Genomic DNA, 17,679 nt, shown 5'->3' on the forward strand with positions numbered 1-17,679 from the left:
TGCGTCTGCCGCCGGATGAGGCGCGCAGCCGGCTGTTTTCCCTCATCAGGCCCCCCCTGAATCCGATGATCGGATGTCTCAGTGGCTGGAGCCCATGCTCCGCCCGCCGAGGCGTGCGCTAGCATCGGCGCCCGCCGCGGGCCTCGGTGACGCTCCGCGGTGAGCGCGTTCGAGGGGTTCCTGTCGTGGGGGCAGGAACGGATACGCCCTCGGTCCGTGGTCCTTCATGGGGGTGGGAATGCCCGTTGGTGCCCTGGCGGATCGTCATGTGATCGCCCAGCAGCTCAGAGACGTCGCGGACCTGCCGGCCATCGCGCCCAGGCGCGACGAGCTGAAATCGCTCGCGGACACGCTCCAGGGCATCGGCGACGGCGATCTGGAGCCGTGGACCGAGCTGGACCTCCTGCAGGCGTACGCCCGTCCCGAGAGCGTGACCCGCGTCGGCGGCAACGAGCGGGAACAGCCGTACTGGTCGTGGCTGGAGGCCGGGATCGGCGCTCTGGTGTTCGTGCCGCTGCTGCTCACCTGGTTCGGTCTGACGAAGGCGGCCGGCGCGTACGAGACGCTGATCGGCGCGGATCCCAAGGCGGCCGGGCGGCCGTTCCTCCAGCTGTGGCAGACCGGCTTCGAGGGCCGCCTCACCGGCTGGTTCACGTTCGGGCACGTCGCGGGCACCGCCACCGGGGCGATCCTGCTCCTGCTCGTCCTGGCGCTCGTGCACGGCATCCGGCGCGCCGCCGTCGAACGGCGGGAGGACGCGGCGCAGCGCGCCGCCGATGATCTGCTGGCCCGACTCGTCCCTCTGCTGACCAAGGTGCAGCTGCTGCTGAACGAGGAGCGGCTGACCTCGCCGAAGCGGTTCGCGGCCGAACTCAGCGGTACCGCGACCACCCTGGGCAAGCTCGCCGACAAGGCGGTCGAGGCGCACAAGCAGCTGGCGACCGCCGCGGCCACGGTGGGCGGCGCGGTGGAGAGCGCCGAGCGGCGCCTCGCCTCGGTCGACACCGCCGTACGCCCGCTGGAGAAGACCGCGAGCGAGATCGGAACGGCGGTCGCGTCGTTGGCCGGCCCGCTGGAGAAGGTCGGCGAGCGGGTCGAGGCCGCCGTGAGCGGCAGCGGGATCGTGGTCCGCGACGCGCTGGAGCGGGTACGGGCCGCGAGCGGCGACGTGAGCGAGGCGCTGGGCCGGGCGGGCGAGCGCGTGGAGGACTCGGTCCACACCCTCGCGGCCGCGCAGCGTTCGTTCACGACGGGCACCGAGGTCTCCGCGGACGTGTCGGCACGACTGCTCGACCGGCTCTCCGAGGTCGCGGAGGAGACCGCGAAGGCCGTCGCCACCTCCCAGCACACGATGATGCGCCTCGACGACCACACCCGGGCGCTGCGCGAGGCGGCGGAACGCTTCGCCGAACTCGCGACCGAACTGCGTGCGATACCGGTGGCCGAACCGGGGACTGCGACACCCGTGTCCCCGGGCTCGCCCGGGGACACGGGTGTCGCCACGGCGAACGTCCCGGGCGGGCACTCGACCGGGCGGCCGTCGGTGCGCACCGCCATATCGATGGCGAAGCGCACGGGGGCGGGTGACTCGCACGAGCCCGGCGGGCGCGGTTCCGAGGAGGGTGGCTCCGACGGGCGGAGTTCCGGTCGGCGTGACTCGCACGAGCCCGGCGGGCGTGACGACCGGCGTGGGGCCGACGGGGTCGACGGCCGGGAGTCCGCTCGGGGTTCCGGGCGGCGTGACTCCCGCGAGCCCGCCGGGCGTGACGACCGGCGCGAGGCCGGTGCGGAGGAGGCCGTAAGTCTGGAACCCCTGTCGCTGGAGTCCACGAGGCAGGGCTCCCCCAGGCGCAAGGCCGGGCGGGGGCAGGCCGCGGCGGCGGAGGCGGACACCGCCGTGACGTCGGCCGACGCGCCGTGAGGCCCCCGGCCCGGCGCGGCCGGCGGATGCGGCTCAATCCGCTGCACCTGGCCGGGTGGCTCTTCGCCGACATGCTGCTGGTCCTCGCCCTCGTGGTGATGGGGGACCAGGGCGACCCGGTGAAGGCCGCCGAGGCGCCCAGGACGCCGGGAGCGTCTTCGTCGGCGACCCCGAAGCCCACGCCCGAGCCGTCTCCCACCGGCCCCCGCGCGGTGCTGCGCAAGCCGGTGAAGTTCTCCATCGATGCCGCTCCGGGCGACCGCGACCGGATCATCGACCGGCTGCGCCGGGCGACCGCCGCACACGCGGGGCGGCAGGCGGCGTTCGTCCTCACCTTCGGCCGGCACGCGGATCCCGGCCCCGGCGGGGAGTACGCCCACGAGGTCAACTCCCTGCTGGAGAAGGCCCGTCCGGACATGTTCAAAGGCGCGACCACACGCGACTTCTGGAAGGGAGGCGCCTCCGGAGGACACGCCGACATCGAGATCTACTTCTACAGCTACTGAACTACCGGAGGTGCGTGAGCATGCAGATCCTTCCCTTCTACCTCGTGTGCGACGAATCGGGATCGATGAACGGAGATCCCATCGAGAGCATCAACCAGGCCCTGCCCGCGCTCCACCAGGAGATCAGCACGAACCCGACGGTCGCCGACAAGACCCGGTTCTGTCTGATCGGCTTCTCCGACGAGGCCCAGGTCCTCCAGCCGCTGGTGGATCTGAGCGACATCGACTCGCTGCCGGCCCTGGCGGCGGGCGGACTGACCGCGTACGGGGAGGCGTTCCGTACGCTGCTGCGCTGCATCGACGCCGATGTGGCCGCTCTCAAGGCGGAGGGGCACGACGTCTACCGCCCCGTCGTCTTCTTCCTCTCCGACGGCATCCCGACGGACGACGACTGGCGGCAGGCGCACAAGGAACTCGTCGAGGCCCGCTACGGCCCCAAGATCATCGCTTTCGGCATCGGCGAGGCGGACCCGGCGACCGTCGGGCACGTCGCCAACTTCCGGGCGTTCATGCAGCAGGACACCTCGGTGTCGCCCGCGCAGGCGCTGCGCGAGTTCGCGGCGAGCCTGACCCGTTCGATCGTGCGGTCGGCGAGCAGCATCCCGGCGGACGGGAGCGGCGGTTTCCAGCTGGCCGTGGACGAGACCGTGCCCGGGTTCTCCACCGTGTCGCTCGACAAGCTCTGAGGCCGGCCGTGCGACAGGAGAACCCGCTGGAGAGCCCGCCGGAGAGTTCGCCGGAGAGCCCGCTGGAGACTCAGCCGGAGAACTCGCCCGTCCCGGACGACCTTGACGCCGTATACCGGTCGCAGCCCGAGGAAGTGCTGCCGGTAGGGGTCGGCGGGCCCCTTCCGCAGCTGCGGTCCGTACCCGAGCCGCAGCCGCAGCCCGTGTCCGAGCCGCTGCCCGCCGAACTGCCCGCGGCCGTGGTGGCCGCACCGGCTGCCCCAGAACCGGCAGCCCCCGCACCCCCCGCCCCCACCCCCGTACCCGTGCTCGGCAACCCCGCGCACAGCGGTACGCGCCCCCCGACCTACCCGCCCCGGCCGGGGCGGCTGCTGTCGGCGCGTGACGACCTCGACGCCGCCGTGCTCCCGGACCTCGTCGTGGACGGCGCCACCCACGGCGCGCTGACCGTACGGGCCGCCTCGGTCCGCGGCGACTCGCACCGGTGGGAGCGCGAGCCGCGCCAGGACGCGCTGTGCGTCACCCTGCTCGGCGGCGGCGCTCCGCACGACACGTTGCTGCTGCTCGCCGTCGCCGACGGAGTGGGCAGCGCGCAGCGCTCCCACATCGGCTCCAACACGGCCTGCCGCATGATCGCCGGGCTCCTCGACCCGTGCGCCGAGCAGCTCGTCCACGCGGTCCGGGACGGCGCGGACACCACGCTCACCGCCCTCGTCAGCTCGGCGGTCGGGCGCACGGCCGAGGCGCTCGACCGACTGGCGGCCGAGCGCGGCGAGCAGCCGTCCGCCTTCTCCACCACGCTTCGGGCGCTGCTGGTGCCCGTGGACCCGGAGATCAGGGGCCGCGGGTTCTTCGCGGTCGGCGACGGCGGGCTGGCCGTACTGCGCGGCGGTGAGGTCTGGGACCTCGACCCGCTCGGCGAGTCCGGCGCCACGGATGGTGCCACGGACGGCGTCATCGACACCAGGACCGCCGCGCTGCCCACCGCGCGCCACGCCGAGGCACGCGTCCTCGGCCCCGCCGCGCCGGGCGACGTCTACGTACTGAGCACCGACGGCCTGTCCTCGCCGCTGGCCGGTGAACAGGAGATGCGTGACTTCCTGCGCGCCGCCTGGGGAAGCGGCACGGTTCCCGGGCCCGTCGACTTCCTCTGGCAGACGCAGTTCCGGGCGAAGTCGTACGACGACGACCGCACGGTCGTGTGCCTCTGGGAGGAGACGGCGTGAGCGCCGACGACGGTATCGACACTCCTCTGGCGACGCTTCGGCTGCTCGACCGGGTGGGCGACGGCGGACAGGGCGAGGTGCATGTCCTCGACGGGCATCCGGGCGTGCTCTACAAGGCGTACCGGCCCACGCTCCACCCCGACGGGGACGCCCTCGCCGCGCTGGTGGGCGTCAGGCGGGGGCTGGATCCGGCCGACCGGGACTGGCTGGACGAGCGTGCCGCGTGGCCGCTGTGCCGGGTCACCGACGGAGATCGCGTGACCGGTTTCCTGATGCACCGCGCGCCGGAGTCCATGGCGTGGCGGGCGTCGGGCGGTGACACCAAGCTGACCGAGCTGGCGTATCTGCTGCGCCCCGCGAAGGCGGCGTGGCAGGCGGTGGTCCAGCCCTCGCCGGCCGAGCGGTACGCCCTCGCCGTGGCCGTGGTCGAGCTGATCGACCGGCTGCACGCCATGGGGCTCGTACTCGGCGACCTCTCGCAGGCGAACGTGCTGTGGACGGTCCGGCCGGGTCCCGCCGTGTATCTGCTGGACTGCGACGGTGCCCGGCAGGCGGGGCGGGCGCCGGTGCTCGCGCAGGCGGACACGATCGACTGGAACGATCCGCAGGCACCCCCGGGAGTCGTCACGGTCGACAGCGACCGCTACAAGGCGGCGCTCGCGGTGGGCCGCATCCTGGCGCAGGACGCGTACACGGCGCCGGGCAAGCCGCTCACGCCGGTGCCGGGGGTTCTCGACGACCGCCGCGAGGCCGCCGTACGCCGGCTGTTCGATCGGGCGGGCGGGTCCTTCGGCAGCAGGCCGGGGCTCGGGGAGTGGCGTACGGCGCTGGCCGGGCGGGATGTCATCAAGCTGGCCGCGGCCCGGCCGGCGCCGCGGCCGGACGTCGATCCGTCGAAGTTCGACGGGGCCAGGGAGCGCGGCACGATCAGCCTGCGGGAGGACTGAGCGCGTCGGACCGCCGGGCCCGTGCCCGGCGGTCCGTTCAGCGCTCCGGTCCGTTCAGCGGTCGGGGCCGGTTCAGCGCTCCGGTCGGTTCAGCGGTCCGAGGTGACCGTGACCGTCTCGTCGTTCTTGATCTGGCTGACCAGCTGATTGACCTTGTCCTTGTCCCAGACGAGGTTGCCGCCGCGGCTGCCGGAGATCGGGATGTTCATGGACTTGCCGTCACCGCCGCTGATGCCCTTCATCGCGAAGAACATCTGGCCCAGGTCGAACAGCGACATGTCCTTGTCGACGATGAGCGTGTCCAGGCCCGCGCCCAGCGTCGGGTAGAGCTTGAACGGGTTGAGGATCGTGCCCGGGGTGGCGGCCTGGCTGGCCAGGGCGGCGAGGAACTTCTGCTGGTTCTTCGTACGGTCCAGGTCGCTGCCCGCGAAGGCGTAGCGGGTGCGGACGAAGGCGAGGGACTGCTCGCCGTTGAGGGTCTGCTTGCCGGCCTGGAAGTCGGCGCCGGACTTCTTGTCCTTGAACGCCTTCGGGATGTCCATCTCGACACCGCCGAGGGCGTCCACGATGTTCGCGAAGCCCGCGAAGCCGATCTCGGCGTAGTGGTCGATGCGCAGGCCGGTGTTGTGCTCGACGGTACGGACCAGCAGCTCGGGGCCGTCCTCCGCGTACGCGGCGTTCAGCTTGACCCGGCGGCCGGTGCCCTCGAATCTCTTGCCGGACTCGGAGCCGACGAAGGACGGTATCTCGACGTCCGAGTCACGGGGGAGCGAGATCATCGTGTTCCCGCTGCCGCAGGCCGCGAGGATCATCATCGAGTCGGTGCGCTTGCCGTCGGCCGAGCCCGTGTGGAGCTTCTTCTTCTCCTCGGCGGTCATGCCCTCGCGGCTGTCCGAGCCGACGATCAGATACGTGGTGCAGTCGCCTTCCTCGGGCCGGTCGATGACCTTGGAGAGGTCGACCTCACGGCGCATCTTCGAGTCGGCCCAGAAGTACGTACCGATGCTGGTGCCCAGCACGGCGACGAGTACGACGATCGACCCGACCTTGATACGGCGCCGCCAGTCGGGGGCGGGGCGGCCGGCCGGTGCCGGGGGCGGGTAGCCGCCCTGGCCGCCGTAGCCTCCCTGCCCGCCGTAGCCGTCGTGGCCTCCGCCGGAGGGGCTTCCGTAGACCTGGCCCGTGTTGTAGCCGCTGTCGTACGGGGCGTCGGCGCCGTAGCCGTCGTCGTACCCCTGCGACTGCTGCTGCGGAACCGGTCGTCGCTGCACATGGCGCATCGCGCGGGCGCCCTCGGGTGCACCGTGGCTGCCGCGTCCGTATCCATCAGGCCAATCGTTCATGCCGAACAGTGTGCAGGCCGGTGCCGAGCCGCTGACAGGGTGGGTGTCGAATCGGGCCGGGGCTGTTGCGAAGCTGATGCATTGCGCCGGCGCGCGAGCCCGCGCATAGGGTGGAGGGCATGACAGACCAGGCCCAGCACCCGGACGGCGATATACCGGGCAAGCCGACATCGGCTTCGCGTACCACCCTCAGCCACATCATGACGGGCTCCGACACGAACCTCCTCGGGACGGTGCACGGCGGAGTGATCATGAAGCTGGTGGACGACGCGGCGGGCGCGGTCGCCGGCCGCCACTCCGGCGGGCCCGCCGTCACCGCCTCCATGGACGAGATGGTCTTCCTGGAGCCGGTCAGGGTCGGCGACCTGGTGCATGTGAAGGCCCAGGTCAACTGGACCGGCCGGTCGTCGATGGAGGTCGGCGTACGGGTGCTGGCCGAGCGCTGGAACGAGTCGACGCCCGCGCAGCAGGTCGGCTCCGCGTACCTGGTCTTCGCGGCGGTCGACGCGGACGGCAAGCCGCGCCCGGTGCCGCCGGTCGTCCCCGAGACGGAACGTGACAACCGCCGCTACCAGGAGGCCCAGATCCGCCGGACCCACCGGCTGGCCCGCCGCCGAGCGATCAGGGAACTCCGCGAGAAGCGCGCGGCGGAGGGCTACGAGGACTGACGCCCGCGGGGCGCTCTGGAGCGCCCCGCAGGCACGGTCAGGCGGCGCCGTCCAGCGACGCGAGCGTCGCGTTCGACGCGGAGCGGGTCGCGCGGAGGGAGGCCGAGACCGATTCCGCGTCGCGCAGCGCCCGGACCGCGTTCTGCCAGGTCAGCTTGGCCAGGTCGGTCCGCGACCAGCCCCGCCGCAGGAGTTCCGCGATCAGGTTGGGGTAGCCCGCGACGTCCTCGAGACCGGCGGGGGTGAACGCGGTGCCGTCGAAGTCGCCGCCGATGCCGATGTGGTCCATGCCCGCCGCATCGCGCATGTGGTCGAGGTGGTCGGCGACCGTCGAGGCCGTGGCCACCGGGCGCGGGTTGGCCTCCTCGTACGCCCGCTGGACCTTCATACCGGCCTCGGTCGTGTCCAGCGGGTGCAGACCGTGGGCCCGCATGTTCTCGTCCGCGGCGGCGGTCCAGGCGACCGCCGCGGGCAGGATGAACTTCGGGACGAACGTGGCCATCGCCACTCCCCCGTTCGCGGCGAGCCGCTCCAGCACATCGTCCGGAACGTTCCGCGGATGGTCGCAGACCGCCCGCGCCGACGAGTGGGAGAAGATCACCGGCGCCACGGACGTGTCGAGCGCGTCCCGCATCGTCGTCGGGGCGACGTGCGAGAGGTCGACCAGCATGCCGACGCGGTTCATCTCCCGTACGACCTCATGGCCGAACGGGGACAGACCCCCGACCCCGGGCTCGTCCGTCGCCGAGTCCGCCCACGCGACGTTGTCGTTGTGCGTGAGGGTCATGTAGCGGACGCCCAGAGCGTGCAGCGCCCGCAGCGTGGCCAGCGAGTTGTTGATGGAGTGGCCGCCCTCCGCACCCATCAGCGAGGCGATACGGCCCTCGCCCCGGGCCCGCTCCATGTCGTCGGCGCTCAGAGCACGGGCCAGGTCACCCGGATAGCGGGCGAGCAGCTGCCCGACACAGTCGATCTGCTCCAGCGTCGCGCTGACCGCCTCGTCGCCCGCCATGTCGCTGCGTACGTACACCGACCAGAACTGCGCGCCGACACCGCCGGTGCGCAGCCGCGGGATGTCGGTGTGCAGCCTGCCGGTCTGGTCCGCGGAGATGTCGAGGCGGTCCAGGTCGTAGCGGGCCTTCTCGCGCAGGCCCCACGGCAGGTCGTTGTGGCCGTCGACGACGGGGTGCTGAGCCAGCAGCTCTCGTGCCTGGCCGAGAAAGTCCACGGAAGAGTCCATGGGGCGTTACTTCCCGAAGCCGAAGGCCGCCGCACCTTCGACTTTGGTACGCAGTCGCTTGCCCTTCTCGGTCGCCTGGTCGTTCAGCTCCTGCTGGAACTCCCGCATCCGGGTCAGCACGTCGGCGTCCTGCGTCGCGAGGATGCGGGCGGCCAGCAGGCCGGCGTTGCGGGCGCCGCCCACCGACACCGTGGCCACCGGCACACCGGCCGGCATCTGCACGATGGAGAGGAGCGAGTCCATGCCGTCGAGGTACTTCAGCGGGACCGGGACGCCGATGACGGGCAGCGGGGTGACCGAGGCGAGCATGCCCGGGAGATGGGCGGCGCCGCCCGCGCCCGCGATGATCGCCTTGAGGCCGCGGCCTTCGGCCTGCTCGCCGTACGCGATCATCTCGCGGGGCATGCGGTGCGCGGAGACGACATCGACCTCGTAGGTGATCTCGAACTCGTCGAGCGCCTGGGCCGCGGCCTCCATGACCGGCCAGTCGGAGTCGGAGCCCATGACGATGCCGATGAGAGGGGTGGTCATTCGGTGATCGTTCCTCTGAGGTAGTCGGCTGCGTGACGGGCGCGCTCCAGCACGTCGTCGAGGTCGTCGCCGTAGGTGTTGACGTGACCCACCTTGCGGCCGGGCTTTACGTCCTTGCCATACATATGAATCTTGAGCTGCGGGTCACGGGCCATGCAATGCAGGTAGGCCGCGTACATGTCGGGATAGTCCCCGCCCAGGACGTTCGCCATGACCGTCCACTTCGCGCGGGGGCGCGGGTCGCCGAGCGGCAGGTCGAGTACGGCCCGTACGTGGTTGGCGAACTGGGACGTCATCGCGCCGTCCTGGGTCCAGTGGCCCGAGTTGTGGGGCCGCATGGCCAGCTCGTTGACGAGGATGCGCCCATCCGTGGTCTCGAACAGTTCGACCGCCAGGTGGCCGACGACGCCGAGCTCCTTCGCGATGCGCAGGGCGAGCTGCTGGGCCTGGCCCGCGAGCGCCTCGTCCAGGTCGGGCGCGGGGGCGATGACCGTGTCGCAGACGCCGTCGACCTGCCGCGATTCCACCACGGGGTAGGCGACGGCCTGGCCGTGCGGGGAGCGGACGATGTTCGCGGCCAGCTCCCGGCGGTAGGAGACCTTCTCCTCCGCCAGGACGGGGACGCCCGCGCGGAACGGTTCCGCCGCGTCCGCCTCTGTACGAACGAACCAGACGCCCTTGCCGTCGTACCCGCCGCGCACGGTCTTGAGGATGACGGGGAAGCCGCCGACCTCCGCCGCGAAGGCCACCGCGTCCGCCGGGTCGGCGACGATGCGGTGGCGGGGGCTGGGCGCGCCGATCTCGTCGAGCTTGGCGCGCATCACCCCCTTGTCCTGGGCGTGCACCAAGGCGTCGGGCCCCGGGCGGACGGGGATGCCGTCCGCTTCCAGGGCCCGCAGGTGTTCGGTCAGTACGTGCTCGTGATCGAAAGTGATCACATCGCAGCCGCGTGCGAAGGCGCGCAGCGTCTCCAGGTCGCGATAGTCGCCGATGACGACATCGTTCACGACCTGGGCCGCCGAGTCCTGTGGGGTGTCACTGAGGAGCTTGAATCTGAGGCCGAGGGGGATACCCGCCTCGTGGGTCATACGGGCGAGCTGACCGCCGCCGACCATGCCGACTACCGGGAACGTCACCCTCTCAGGGTATCCGCCAAAACGGAGGGGTCCCGCAGCTGGGCGATGCCACAGCCCGGACGCCGGCCGAGGGGCCTCTTTGCGATCGTCCACCGGGAAACTCCGGGGGGTGCTGGTTACAGTGGTCGGGTTGACGTTTCGACGATGCCGACCGGACGGGGCCAGCGATCACCATGAGCGAACGGGGCGCACTGCGTGCGCGGCTGAACCGGCTCGCGCGAGAGGTCGCCAAGTTCGGCGCCGTCGGCGCTCTGGGCGTCCTCGTCAATATGGCCGCCTTCAACCTGTTGCGGCACAACACCGAGATCCCGATGGTGCGCGCCAGTCTGCTGGCGACGTTCATAGCGATCCTGTTCAACTATGTGGGTTTCCGCTACTTCACGTACCGGGACCGTGACAAGAGCGGACGTACGAAGGAACTGACGCTGTTCCTGCTGTTCAGCGCGGTCGGAGCGGTGATCGAGAACGGCGTGCTGTACGTCACGACGTACGGCTTCGACTGGGACGGACCGCTGCAGAGCAACTTCTTCAAGGTGTTCGGGATCGGTGTGGCGACGCTGTTCCGGTTCTGGTCCTACCGGACGTGGGTGTTCCGGGCGCTGCCCGCGCGCGAGACCGTGCAGGCGGCCGAGATGCTGCTGACCGAGCCGCGGCGGGCGGACCAGCCGGTGCCGGACCGGGTCGGTTCCTGAGCCCCTGCCCGATCCTGGACGCCGTCTGTTCCCCGCGTGCCTGGCTGACGGCGCTCACCTGATGGGGCGCTCGTGCTCCTTGGGACGTTCTGTCGCTCGGCGGGCCTCGCGGCTCAGGAAGAGCGCGAAGACCGGTGGCTGCTGCTGGAGCAGCTCCAGCCGGCCGCCGTCCGCCTCGGCGAGGTCCCTGGCGACGGCGAGGCCGATGCCGGTGGAGTTCCGGCCGCTGATCGTCCGCTCGAAGATCCGCGCACCGAGGTCGGCGGGTACGCCCGGACCCTCGTCGGTCACCTCGATGACGGCCTGATTGCCGGTGACCCGGGTGCGCAGGGCGACGGTGCCGCCGCCGTGCATCAGGGAGTTCTCGATCAGGGCCGCCAGCACCTGGGCGACGGCTCCGGGCGTGCCCACGGCCCGCATCCCCTGTTTGCCGGAGCAGACGATCGCCCGGCCCGCGCTGCGGTAGGCGGGGCGCCACTCCTCGATCTGCTGCTTGACGACCTCGTCGAGGTCGAAGGCGACGGCCGAGCCCGTGCGCGGATCACGGGAGTTGGTCAGGAGCCGCTCCACGACGTCGGTGAGCCGCTCCACCTGGGTGAGCGCGACGATCGCCTCCTCCTTGACGGTGTCGGGGTCGTCGGTGGCGGAGATCTCCTCCAGGCGCATGGAGAGGGCGGTCAGCGGCGTGCGGAGCTGATGCGAGGCGTCGGCGGCGAGCCGGCGCTCGGCGGTGAGCATCCGCGCGATGCGCTCCGCGCTGGAGTCCAGGACGTCGGCGACCCGGTCGAGCTCGGGGACGCCGTACCGCCGGTGGCGGGGGCGGGGGTCGCCGGAGCCGAGCCGCTCGGCGGCCTCCGCGAGATCGGTCAGCGGTGAGGCGAGCTTGTTGGCCTGCCGTACGGCGAGGAGTACGGCGGCGATGACGGCGAGCAGCGCGACGGCGGCGATGATCAGCAGCGTACGGCCCACCTCGCGGGTGACGGTGGAGCGGGACTCCTCGACGAGGACGGTCTCGCCCTGCTCGCCGGTGACCTCGGCCCGGATGACACTGCCTTCGAGCCGCTTCCCGATCTCCAGCGGGGGGCTCCCGGGAATCCGGATCTCCGCGTACCGGTCGGTCCCGATCTGCTCGGCGAGCCGCTCGGCGTCGACGTGCTCGCGCTCCGCGACGCTGGACTCGACGATGCTGACGAGGCGCAGGGCCTCGGAGTCCACGCTCTCCTGGGCGCTGTTGCTGATGGTGCGCGTCTCGACGATGACGAGGGAGACCCCGAAGACGGCGATGACGACGAGCACCACGGCGAGCGTGGAGCTGATGAGACGACGACGCACGGGGCCCTCCGGGCGGGGTGACGCGATGGCGAACTACGCCTTTGAGGGTATGCGGGGGCGGGGCGGACCTGCGGCGGCCCGATATCCAGCCCCTCCGGCGATTGAGGAGCGGGGGTCCGGGGGCGGAGCCCCCGGAAACGCCGTCAGCTCTTCTCGAAGCGGAAACCCACTCCCCGCACCGTCGCGATGTACCGCGGGTTCGCCGCGTCGTCGCCGAGCTTCTTGCGGAGCCAGGAGATGTGCATGTCGAGCGTCTTGGTGGAGGACCACCACGTCGTGTCCCAGACCTCGCGCATCAGCTGGTCGCGGGTGACGACCCGGCCCGCGTCCCGGACCAGGACGCGGAGCAGGTCGAACTCCTTGGCCGTGAGCTGGAGCTCCTCGTCGCCCATCCAGGCACGGTGGGACTCGACGTCGATCCGTACGCCGTGGGTCGCGGGCGCGGCGGCCGGTTCGGTCGCGCCGCGGCGCAGCAGCGCGCGGACCCGGGCGAGGAGTTCGGCCAGGCGGAAGGGCTTCGTCACGTAGTCGTCGGCGCCGGCGTCCAGGCCGACGACCGTGTCGACCTCGTCGGCGCGGGCGGTCAGGACCAGGATCGGGACGGTGTGCCCGTCGGCGCGCAGGCGCCGGGCCACTTCGAGGCCGTCCATACCGGGCAGCCCGAGGTCCAGTACGACCAGATCGACCCCGCCCTGGAGCCCCGCGTCGAGCGCGGTCGGGCCGTCCTCGCGGACCTCGACCTCGTAACCCTCCCGGCGCAGGGCACGGGCCAGTGGCTCGGAGATGGATGCGTCGTCCTCGGCGAGCAGTACACGGGTCATGGGCTGATGGTAGTCCGCACGAGGGACACCCCGGAGGGAGATCCACAAGCCCTGCGGGTCTGGGATGCCATCCTGTAGGTCACCTTCGAAAGAGGGCGGACGGTTCCATGATCACCTGTGATCCATCTCTCAAGTCCTTCCATATGCCCTGTAGTCGTGTCGTATGGTGGCGAGGCGCTTTTTGCGCTACACGGGGACCTTTGGCCGCATTCGCGTCATACGCGTTGCGTCAAGGGTCTTCTTTCTGCCCGGGACCGGTCACCACCACCCCCGGGACAGTGAACGACCTGTGGGCCGGGCCCCGCGCGCGACGCAGCGCGCAGGGCGTGGATCCCGGTGCTGACGCGTCCCTCGTTCTCGTACGCCAACGAAGACGGCCCCTCCGGCATGGGGCGGGACCGCGCCACGCCGGTGCCGGCCACCCCCCCACCGGGCGCTTGACCCGCTCACGAAGCGGTGCGTCCCGAGCAAGCAAGGATCGACCATGGCGTCCAGCCTGACGAAGGACTCGGCCAGCATCCCTGGCGACGAGAAGACCTTCTTCGGCCACCCCCGCGGTATGGCCACCCTCTTCATGACGGAGATGTGGGAGCGCTTTTCCTGGTACGGAATGCGCGGAATCCTCACGCTCTACCTGGTGGCCGCCGTCATCGACGGACCTCTTGAGGACCGCAAGGTTCTCGCCGCCTCGATCTACGGCGTCTACAACGCCGTCGTCTACATGGCCGCCATGCCCGGCGGCTGGGTCGCGGACCGCCTCTGGGGCGCCCGTAAGGCCGTGCTCGTCGGCGGAATCATCATCGCGCTGGGCCACTACACGCTCGCGGTCCCGAGCGACACCGCCTTCTTCATCGGCCTCGCGCTGATCGCCGTCGGTACCGGTCTGCTGAAGCCGAACGTCTCCGTGATGGTCGGCGGCCTCTACGAAGGCCAGCCCAGCGCCCGCCGTGACGCCGGCTTCACGCTCTTCTACATGGCGATCAACATCGGCGCCATGTTCGCGCCGCTGGTCGTCGGCTACCTCGGTGAGAACGTCAACTGGCACCTCGGCTTCGCCGCCGCCGGTATCGGTATGACCCTGGCCGTCGTCCAGTACGTGCTCGGCGGCCGCCACCTCGGCGACATCGGCAAGGAGCCGGCCAAGCCGGCCTCGGCCGAGGAGAAGCGGGCGGTCCTGCGCAAGGTCCTGATCTGGACCGGCATCGCCGTGGCCGCGCTGGTGATCGACATCGTCGCCGGCACGTACGACATCGAGCACATCGTCAACCTGCTCGCCGTCCTCGGCGTCGTGGTGCCGGTCGTCTACTTCGTCGCGATCTTCCGTAACCCGGCGCTCACCGCCGAGGACCGCCCGAAGATCAAGGCGTACGTCTGGTTCTTCGTGACCGCCGTGCTGTTCTGGATGATCTACGACCAGTCCGGCTCGCTGCTGACGATCTTCGCGGACGAGAAGACCGACCGCATGATCGGCGGCTGGGAGTTCCCGGCCTCCTGGTACCAGTCGGTCAACCCGATGATGGTCATCATCCTGGCTCCGATCTTCGCGGCCCTGTGGGTGAAGCTGGCCCGGCGCAACCGTGAGCCCAGCACCCCGATGAAGTTCGCCCTGGCGATGCTCCTCATCGGCGGCTCCTTCGCCATCATGGGCCTGGCGGGCGCCGCGGCCGCCAACAGCGAGACCGGCAAGGTGACCGTCTTCTGGCTGCTGAGCGTCTACCTCGTGCAGACCATCGGCGAGATGTGCCTGTCGCCGGTCGGCCTGTCCCTGTCCACGAAGATGGCACCGAAGCTGTTCATCGGTCAGATCATGGGTCTGTGGTTCCTCGCCAGCGCGACGGGCAACGCCCTGAACGGCTGGACCACCCGGCTCAACGCCCCGATGGGTGACGCCGCCTACTACACGATGTGGGCGATCATCGCCATCGCCGCCGGCTTCGCCTTCATGACCGCGGGCAGGAAGATCCGCGCGCTCATGGGCGACGTCCGCTGACGGACCCGTTCGGTCTCCGTACGGTCGTGAGGGCCGCCGCACCGCTGGTCGGTGCGGCGGCCCTCCGCCGTTTACCAGTTACCGCGTTTCCCGGCTCTCGGCCCGGGGCCGCTTCTCAGCGCAGGCCGCGCAGCCGACGCCACGGCGTGAACGTGAACACCGCGCCGCCCAGCAGGATCACCGTGCCCGCCACGAGGGCGAGTGCGTGCAGGGCGTCACCGGCCTCCGCGCCGGTCTCGGCGAGGCCGCCGCTCGTGGCGTCGCCGCCGCCGGCCGAACCCGATGCCGATCCGGAGCTCGATCCGGAGCTCGATCCGGACGATCCGCCGGACGCGCCGCCCGGCTGGGCGGAGGTGTCGAGTTCCAGGGAGACCTTGACGTCGGCGGGCGGCGTGCAGGTCGTCGTCGTACCGAGCGCCTCGACCGTGAGGACACCCGGGCTGAGCGTCGCCTTGCCCGTGGCGCCGGGCTTGTACGTGCCCTTCAGATCGGGGATCTCGATCGGCTCGCCGGACTTGATCTCGTCCTTGTTCATGGGGCCTTCGACGTGGACGAAGCCGGTGTCCGCGCCGCCGAGTTTGACCTTCATGGACGGCTTGACGGAGTTCGGCGGGATGGTCGCCGGGCTGTCCATGACGGACTTGGAGAACTTCACGGTGAGGTCGTAGCTGCCGCCGTTCTTCTTGGCGTTGATCTTCACCGGGGACGTGGCCTGCTTGTCTCCGATGGGCGTCTTGCAGGAGTAGGCGACGTTGATCTCCTTGCCCTCGAAGTCGGTCTGGCCGCCACCGCCGCCACCGCTGCTGCTCCCGCCGGAGGCGGTGCCTCCGGAGGTGGTGCCGCCCGAGGTGGTGCCTCCCGAGGAGGTACCTCCCGAGGAGGTGCCTCCCGAGGAGGTACCACCGGAGGTGGTCCCGCCCGAAGTGGTGCCACCCGAAGTGGTCCCGCCCGAAGTGGTGCCTCCGGCCTCCGTCACCTTCACGGTCGCGCCCGGCTGAACCGTCTCCTTCGGCGAGCACTTGGTGTCCGTCGAGATCGGCTTGGAGACGTTGATGGTGTACTTGTCCGGCGTCAGCGTGATCTCACCGGGCGCCGTCAGCTTCAGCTTCCCCTTCATGTCGGACAGCACCATCGGGCTGTTCTTGGGGATCGGCGGGTTCTGCCGAGGCCCCGACATCGCCAGGTCGCCGGTCTGCGCCCCGGCGACCTTGAGCGTGCCGCTCGGTGCGACGGTGTCCTTTCCCAGGTCCAGGACGTCCGGGTTCTTCGACGCGGCCTCGACGGTCTTCCAGACCACCTCGATCTCGTCGCCGACCTTGGCCTCCGCGGGCGCGGTGATCTGGACCTTGGTGGTGCCCTGGACCGGCGGCATGCCGGAGATGGGCGGGGGAATGCACTCCGTCTTGTACGACACCTCGGCGGCGTGGGCCTCTCCCGCGGTCAGCAGGATCCCCGCGCCGCAGAGCATCAGCGCGACCCCTGCCGCGCTCATCCTCCGTTGCGTGCTCACGTGTGTCCCTTCGTCGTGGGTCGGTTCTCTGACGGTGCGGAGTCCGGGGTGAACCACGGCAGCGCTGCCGCCGTGGTGGTGGAGCTCGCGTGCGAACTCGAACTCGTGGGCAGGTGCCGGTGACGGCCGGGGTGTCGGCCGGAGGGCCGGCCGGGGCGCCGCCGCGGCCGTACGCGGTCGACGACCGCCATCCCGATCCGGAACAGCGCGGCGGGTACGACCACGGCCAGCAGCACCCAGAAGACCGTGACTCCCCAGGGGCGGCCCACGCCCCACGGCTGCTCGGCGAGCACCTTCGAGCCGTACTTCACCGAGACCTGGTAGTCGCCGTGTGCCCCCGCCGACAGTTGGACCGGCAGCCTGACCTGCGCCTTCTTGCCCGGCTGGATGGTGCCGCGCCACTGCCGCTCCTCCCACCGCGGGGCGAAGACACCGTGCGCGGTGCCGATCTCGAAGACCGGGTCCTTGACCGGGGCGGAGCCGAGGTTGCCGACGGTGAAGACGAGCTCGCGGCTCGGCGGGGCGCCGAACCACACGAGCAGCCCACTCGATCCGCGCAGATCGACGGCCGCGAGCACCGCGAGCTTCCCACCGTCGGCGGCGGGCGGCGGAAGGGGGGCGGTGGGGTGTCCCGCGACGGTGAACGGGGCGTCCACGGTGGCCTGTTCCCCGGTGACGGTGGCCACGTGCACGACACACGGGCACGGCTTGGGCGGCTCGGAGACCGGGATCTTCTTGCTGAAGGCGCCCTTGGCGTCGGTGGTGACGGCCCGGCCGTCGGCGTTGGCGCAGGAGTTGGTGCCGCCGATCACCCCCCGGTCCGGGGAGGACTGCCCGCAGATCAGCATCATCAGCAGTGCGCCGGGCCGCCAGCCGGTGCCGCTGACGGTGATGTCGCCGCCCTTGCCGGCCTGTGGCTGGGAGAGGCTGACGGTGGGTTTGCCGGGGTCGGCGGCGGCAGCGAGTGGGGTGGGGGTGACAAGGCAGAGACCGAGGGCGAGGGCGAGCGTCGCGGCGAACGCGGCGGCTTTGGGGCGCCCGCGGCGGGCTTGTTCCCCTACCCGCCCCTTCCCGAAACCGGGGCTCCGCCCCAGCCCCCGCGCCTCGAACGCCGGCGAGGCTGAAAGACC

16 protein-coding genes are annotated in these 17,679 nt (G+C 71.1%); 8 read left to right on the forward strand and 8 right to left on the reverse strand.

Features of this window, described 5'->3' with window-relative positions:
* Positions 1-238 precede the first annotated feature (238 nt).
* Genes ABT342_RS23495 through ABT342_RS23515 form a run of 5 tightly spaced genes read left to right on the forward strand, consistent with a single transcriptional unit; the run spans position 239 to position 5,286 of the window.
* The gene (locus ABT342_RS23495; protein ID WP_351577154.1) at positions 239-1,921 is read left to right on the forward strand and encodes a methyl-accepting chemotaxis protein; all 1,683 of its coding nucleotides are present in this window, start codon (positions 239-241) and stop codon (positions 1,919-1,921) included.
* 26 nt (positions 1,922-1,947) lie between these two features.
* Positions 1,948-2,427, forward strand: a complete 480-nt coding sequence (locus ABT342_RS23500; RefSeq protein ID WP_351577156.1) for a hypothetical protein — start codon at positions 1,948-1,950, stop codon at positions 2,425-2,427.
* A gap of 20 nt (positions 2,428-2,447) precedes the next feature.
* The gene (locus tag ABT342_RS23505) at positions 2,448-3,113 is read left to right on the forward strand and encodes a vWA domain-containing protein (RefSeq protein ID WP_351577159.1); all 666 of its coding nucleotides are present in this window, start codon (positions 2,448-2,450) and stop codon (positions 3,111-3,113) included.
* Between the two features lie 8 nt (positions 3,114-3,121).
* On the forward strand, positions 3,122-4,339 hold the full coding sequence (locus tag ABT342_RS23510) for a protein phosphatase 2C domain-containing protein (RefSeq protein WP_351577162.1): 1,218 nt from the start codon (positions 3,122-3,124) through the stop codon (positions 4,337-4,339).
* The gene (locus ABT342_RS23515; RefSeq protein WP_351577165.1) at positions 4,336-5,286 is read left to right on the forward strand and encodes a hypothetical protein; all 951 of its coding nucleotides are present in this window, start codon (positions 4,336-4,338) and stop codon (positions 5,284-5,286) included. The genes ABT342_RS23510 and ABT342_RS23515 overlap by 4 nt, the downstream gene beginning before the upstream one ends.
* A gap of 89 nt (positions 5,287-5,375) precedes the next feature.
* On the opposite strand, the gene ABT342_RS23520 is transcribed toward ABT342_RS23515, so the two are convergent.
* Positions 5,376-6,629, reverse strand: coding sequence for an LCP family protein (locus ABT342_RS23520; protein WP_351577168.1), 1,254 nt, complete (start codon positions 6,627-6,629; stop codon positions 5,376-5,378).
* A gap of 119 nt (positions 6,630-6,748) precedes the next feature.
* Between ABT342_RS23520 and ABT342_RS23525 the strand changes: the two genes are divergently transcribed.
* Entirely contained in the window at positions 6,749-7,297 is a 549-nt protein-coding gene (locus tag ABT342_RS23525; RefSeq protein WP_351577171.1) for an acyl-CoA thioesterase, read from the forward strand.
* Positions 7,298-7,334: 37 nt separating this feature from the next.
* On the opposite strand, the gene ABT342_RS23530 is transcribed toward ABT342_RS23525, so the two are convergent.
* Genes ABT342_RS23530 through ABT342_RS23540 form a run of 3 tightly spaced genes read right to left on the reverse strand, consistent with a single transcriptional unit; the run spans position 7,335 to position 10,204 of the window.
* Complete coding sequence (locus tag ABT342_RS23530; protein WP_351577173.1) at positions 7,335-8,537, reverse strand: dipeptidase; 1,203 nt, start codon at positions 8,535-8,537, stop codon at positions 7,335-7,337.
* A 6-nt stretch (positions 8,538-8,543) separates the two neighbouring features.
* Entirely contained in the window at positions 8,544-9,068 is a 525-nt protein-coding gene (purE, locus tag ABT342_RS23535; protein WP_351577175.1) for a 5-(carboxyamino)imidazole ribonucleotide mutase, read from the reverse strand.
* Positions 9,065-10,204, reverse strand: a complete 1,140-nt coding sequence (locus ABT342_RS23540; RefSeq protein ID WP_351577178.1) for a 5-(carboxyamino)imidazole ribonucleotide synthase — start codon at positions 10,202-10,204, stop codon at positions 9,065-9,067. Before ABT342_RS23540 ends, purE begins: the two co-directional genes overlap by 4 nt.
* 173 nt (positions 10,205-10,377) lie before the next feature.
* Between ABT342_RS23540 and ABT342_RS23545 the strand changes: the two genes are divergently transcribed.
* On the forward strand, positions 10,378-10,896 hold the full coding sequence (locus ABT342_RS23545; RefSeq protein ID WP_351577181.1) for a GtrA family protein: 519 nt from the start codon (positions 10,378-10,380) through the stop codon (positions 10,894-10,896).
* 54 nt (positions 10,897-10,950) lie between these two features.
* Here the strand turns inward: ABT342_RS23545 and ABT342_RS23550 are convergent, their stop codons facing one another.
* A complete protein-coding gene (locus ABT342_RS23550; protein ID WP_351577184.1) occupies positions 10,951-12,228 on the reverse strand; it encodes a sensor histidine kinase in 1,278 nt (425 codons plus the stop codon).
* 143 nt (positions 12,229-12,371) lie between these two features.
* Positions 12,372-13,049 (reverse strand): response regulator transcription factor, encoded by a 678-nt coding sequence (locus ABT342_RS23555; protein ID WP_351577187.1) that lies wholly within the window; start codon positions 13,047-13,049, stop codon positions 12,372-12,374.
* A 484-nt stretch (positions 13,050-13,533) separates the two neighbouring features.
* Here ABT342_RS23555 and ABT342_RS23560 point away from each other — a divergent pair, with 484 nt between their 5' ends.
* Entirely contained in the window at positions 13,534-15,039 is a 1,506-nt protein-coding gene (locus ABT342_RS23560) for a peptide MFS transporter (protein WP_351577191.1), read from the forward strand.
* 115 nt (positions 15,040-15,154) lie between these two features.
* On the opposite strand, the gene ABT342_RS23565 is transcribed toward ABT342_RS23560, so the two are convergent.
* Both ABT342_RS23565 and ABT342_RS23570 read right to left on the reverse strand, forming a co-directional pair.
* Positions 15,155-16,531, reverse strand: a complete 1,377-nt coding sequence (locus ABT342_RS23565; RefSeq protein ID WP_502965599.1) for a hypothetical protein — start codon at positions 16,529-16,531, stop codon at positions 15,155-15,157.
* Positions 16,532-16,545: 14 nt separating this feature from the next.
* Positions 16,546-17,643 (reverse strand): hypothetical protein, encoded by a 1,098-nt coding sequence (locus tag ABT342_RS23570; RefSeq protein ID WP_502965600.1) that lies wholly within the window; start codon positions 17,641-17,643, stop codon positions 16,546-16,548.
* Positions 17,644-17,679: the final 36 nt, after the last annotated feature.

The organism is Streptomyces sp. NPDC000410, from assembly GCF_040300305.1.
Lineage (GTDB): Bacteria > Actinomycetota > Actinomycetes > Streptomycetales > Streptomycetaceae > Streptomyces.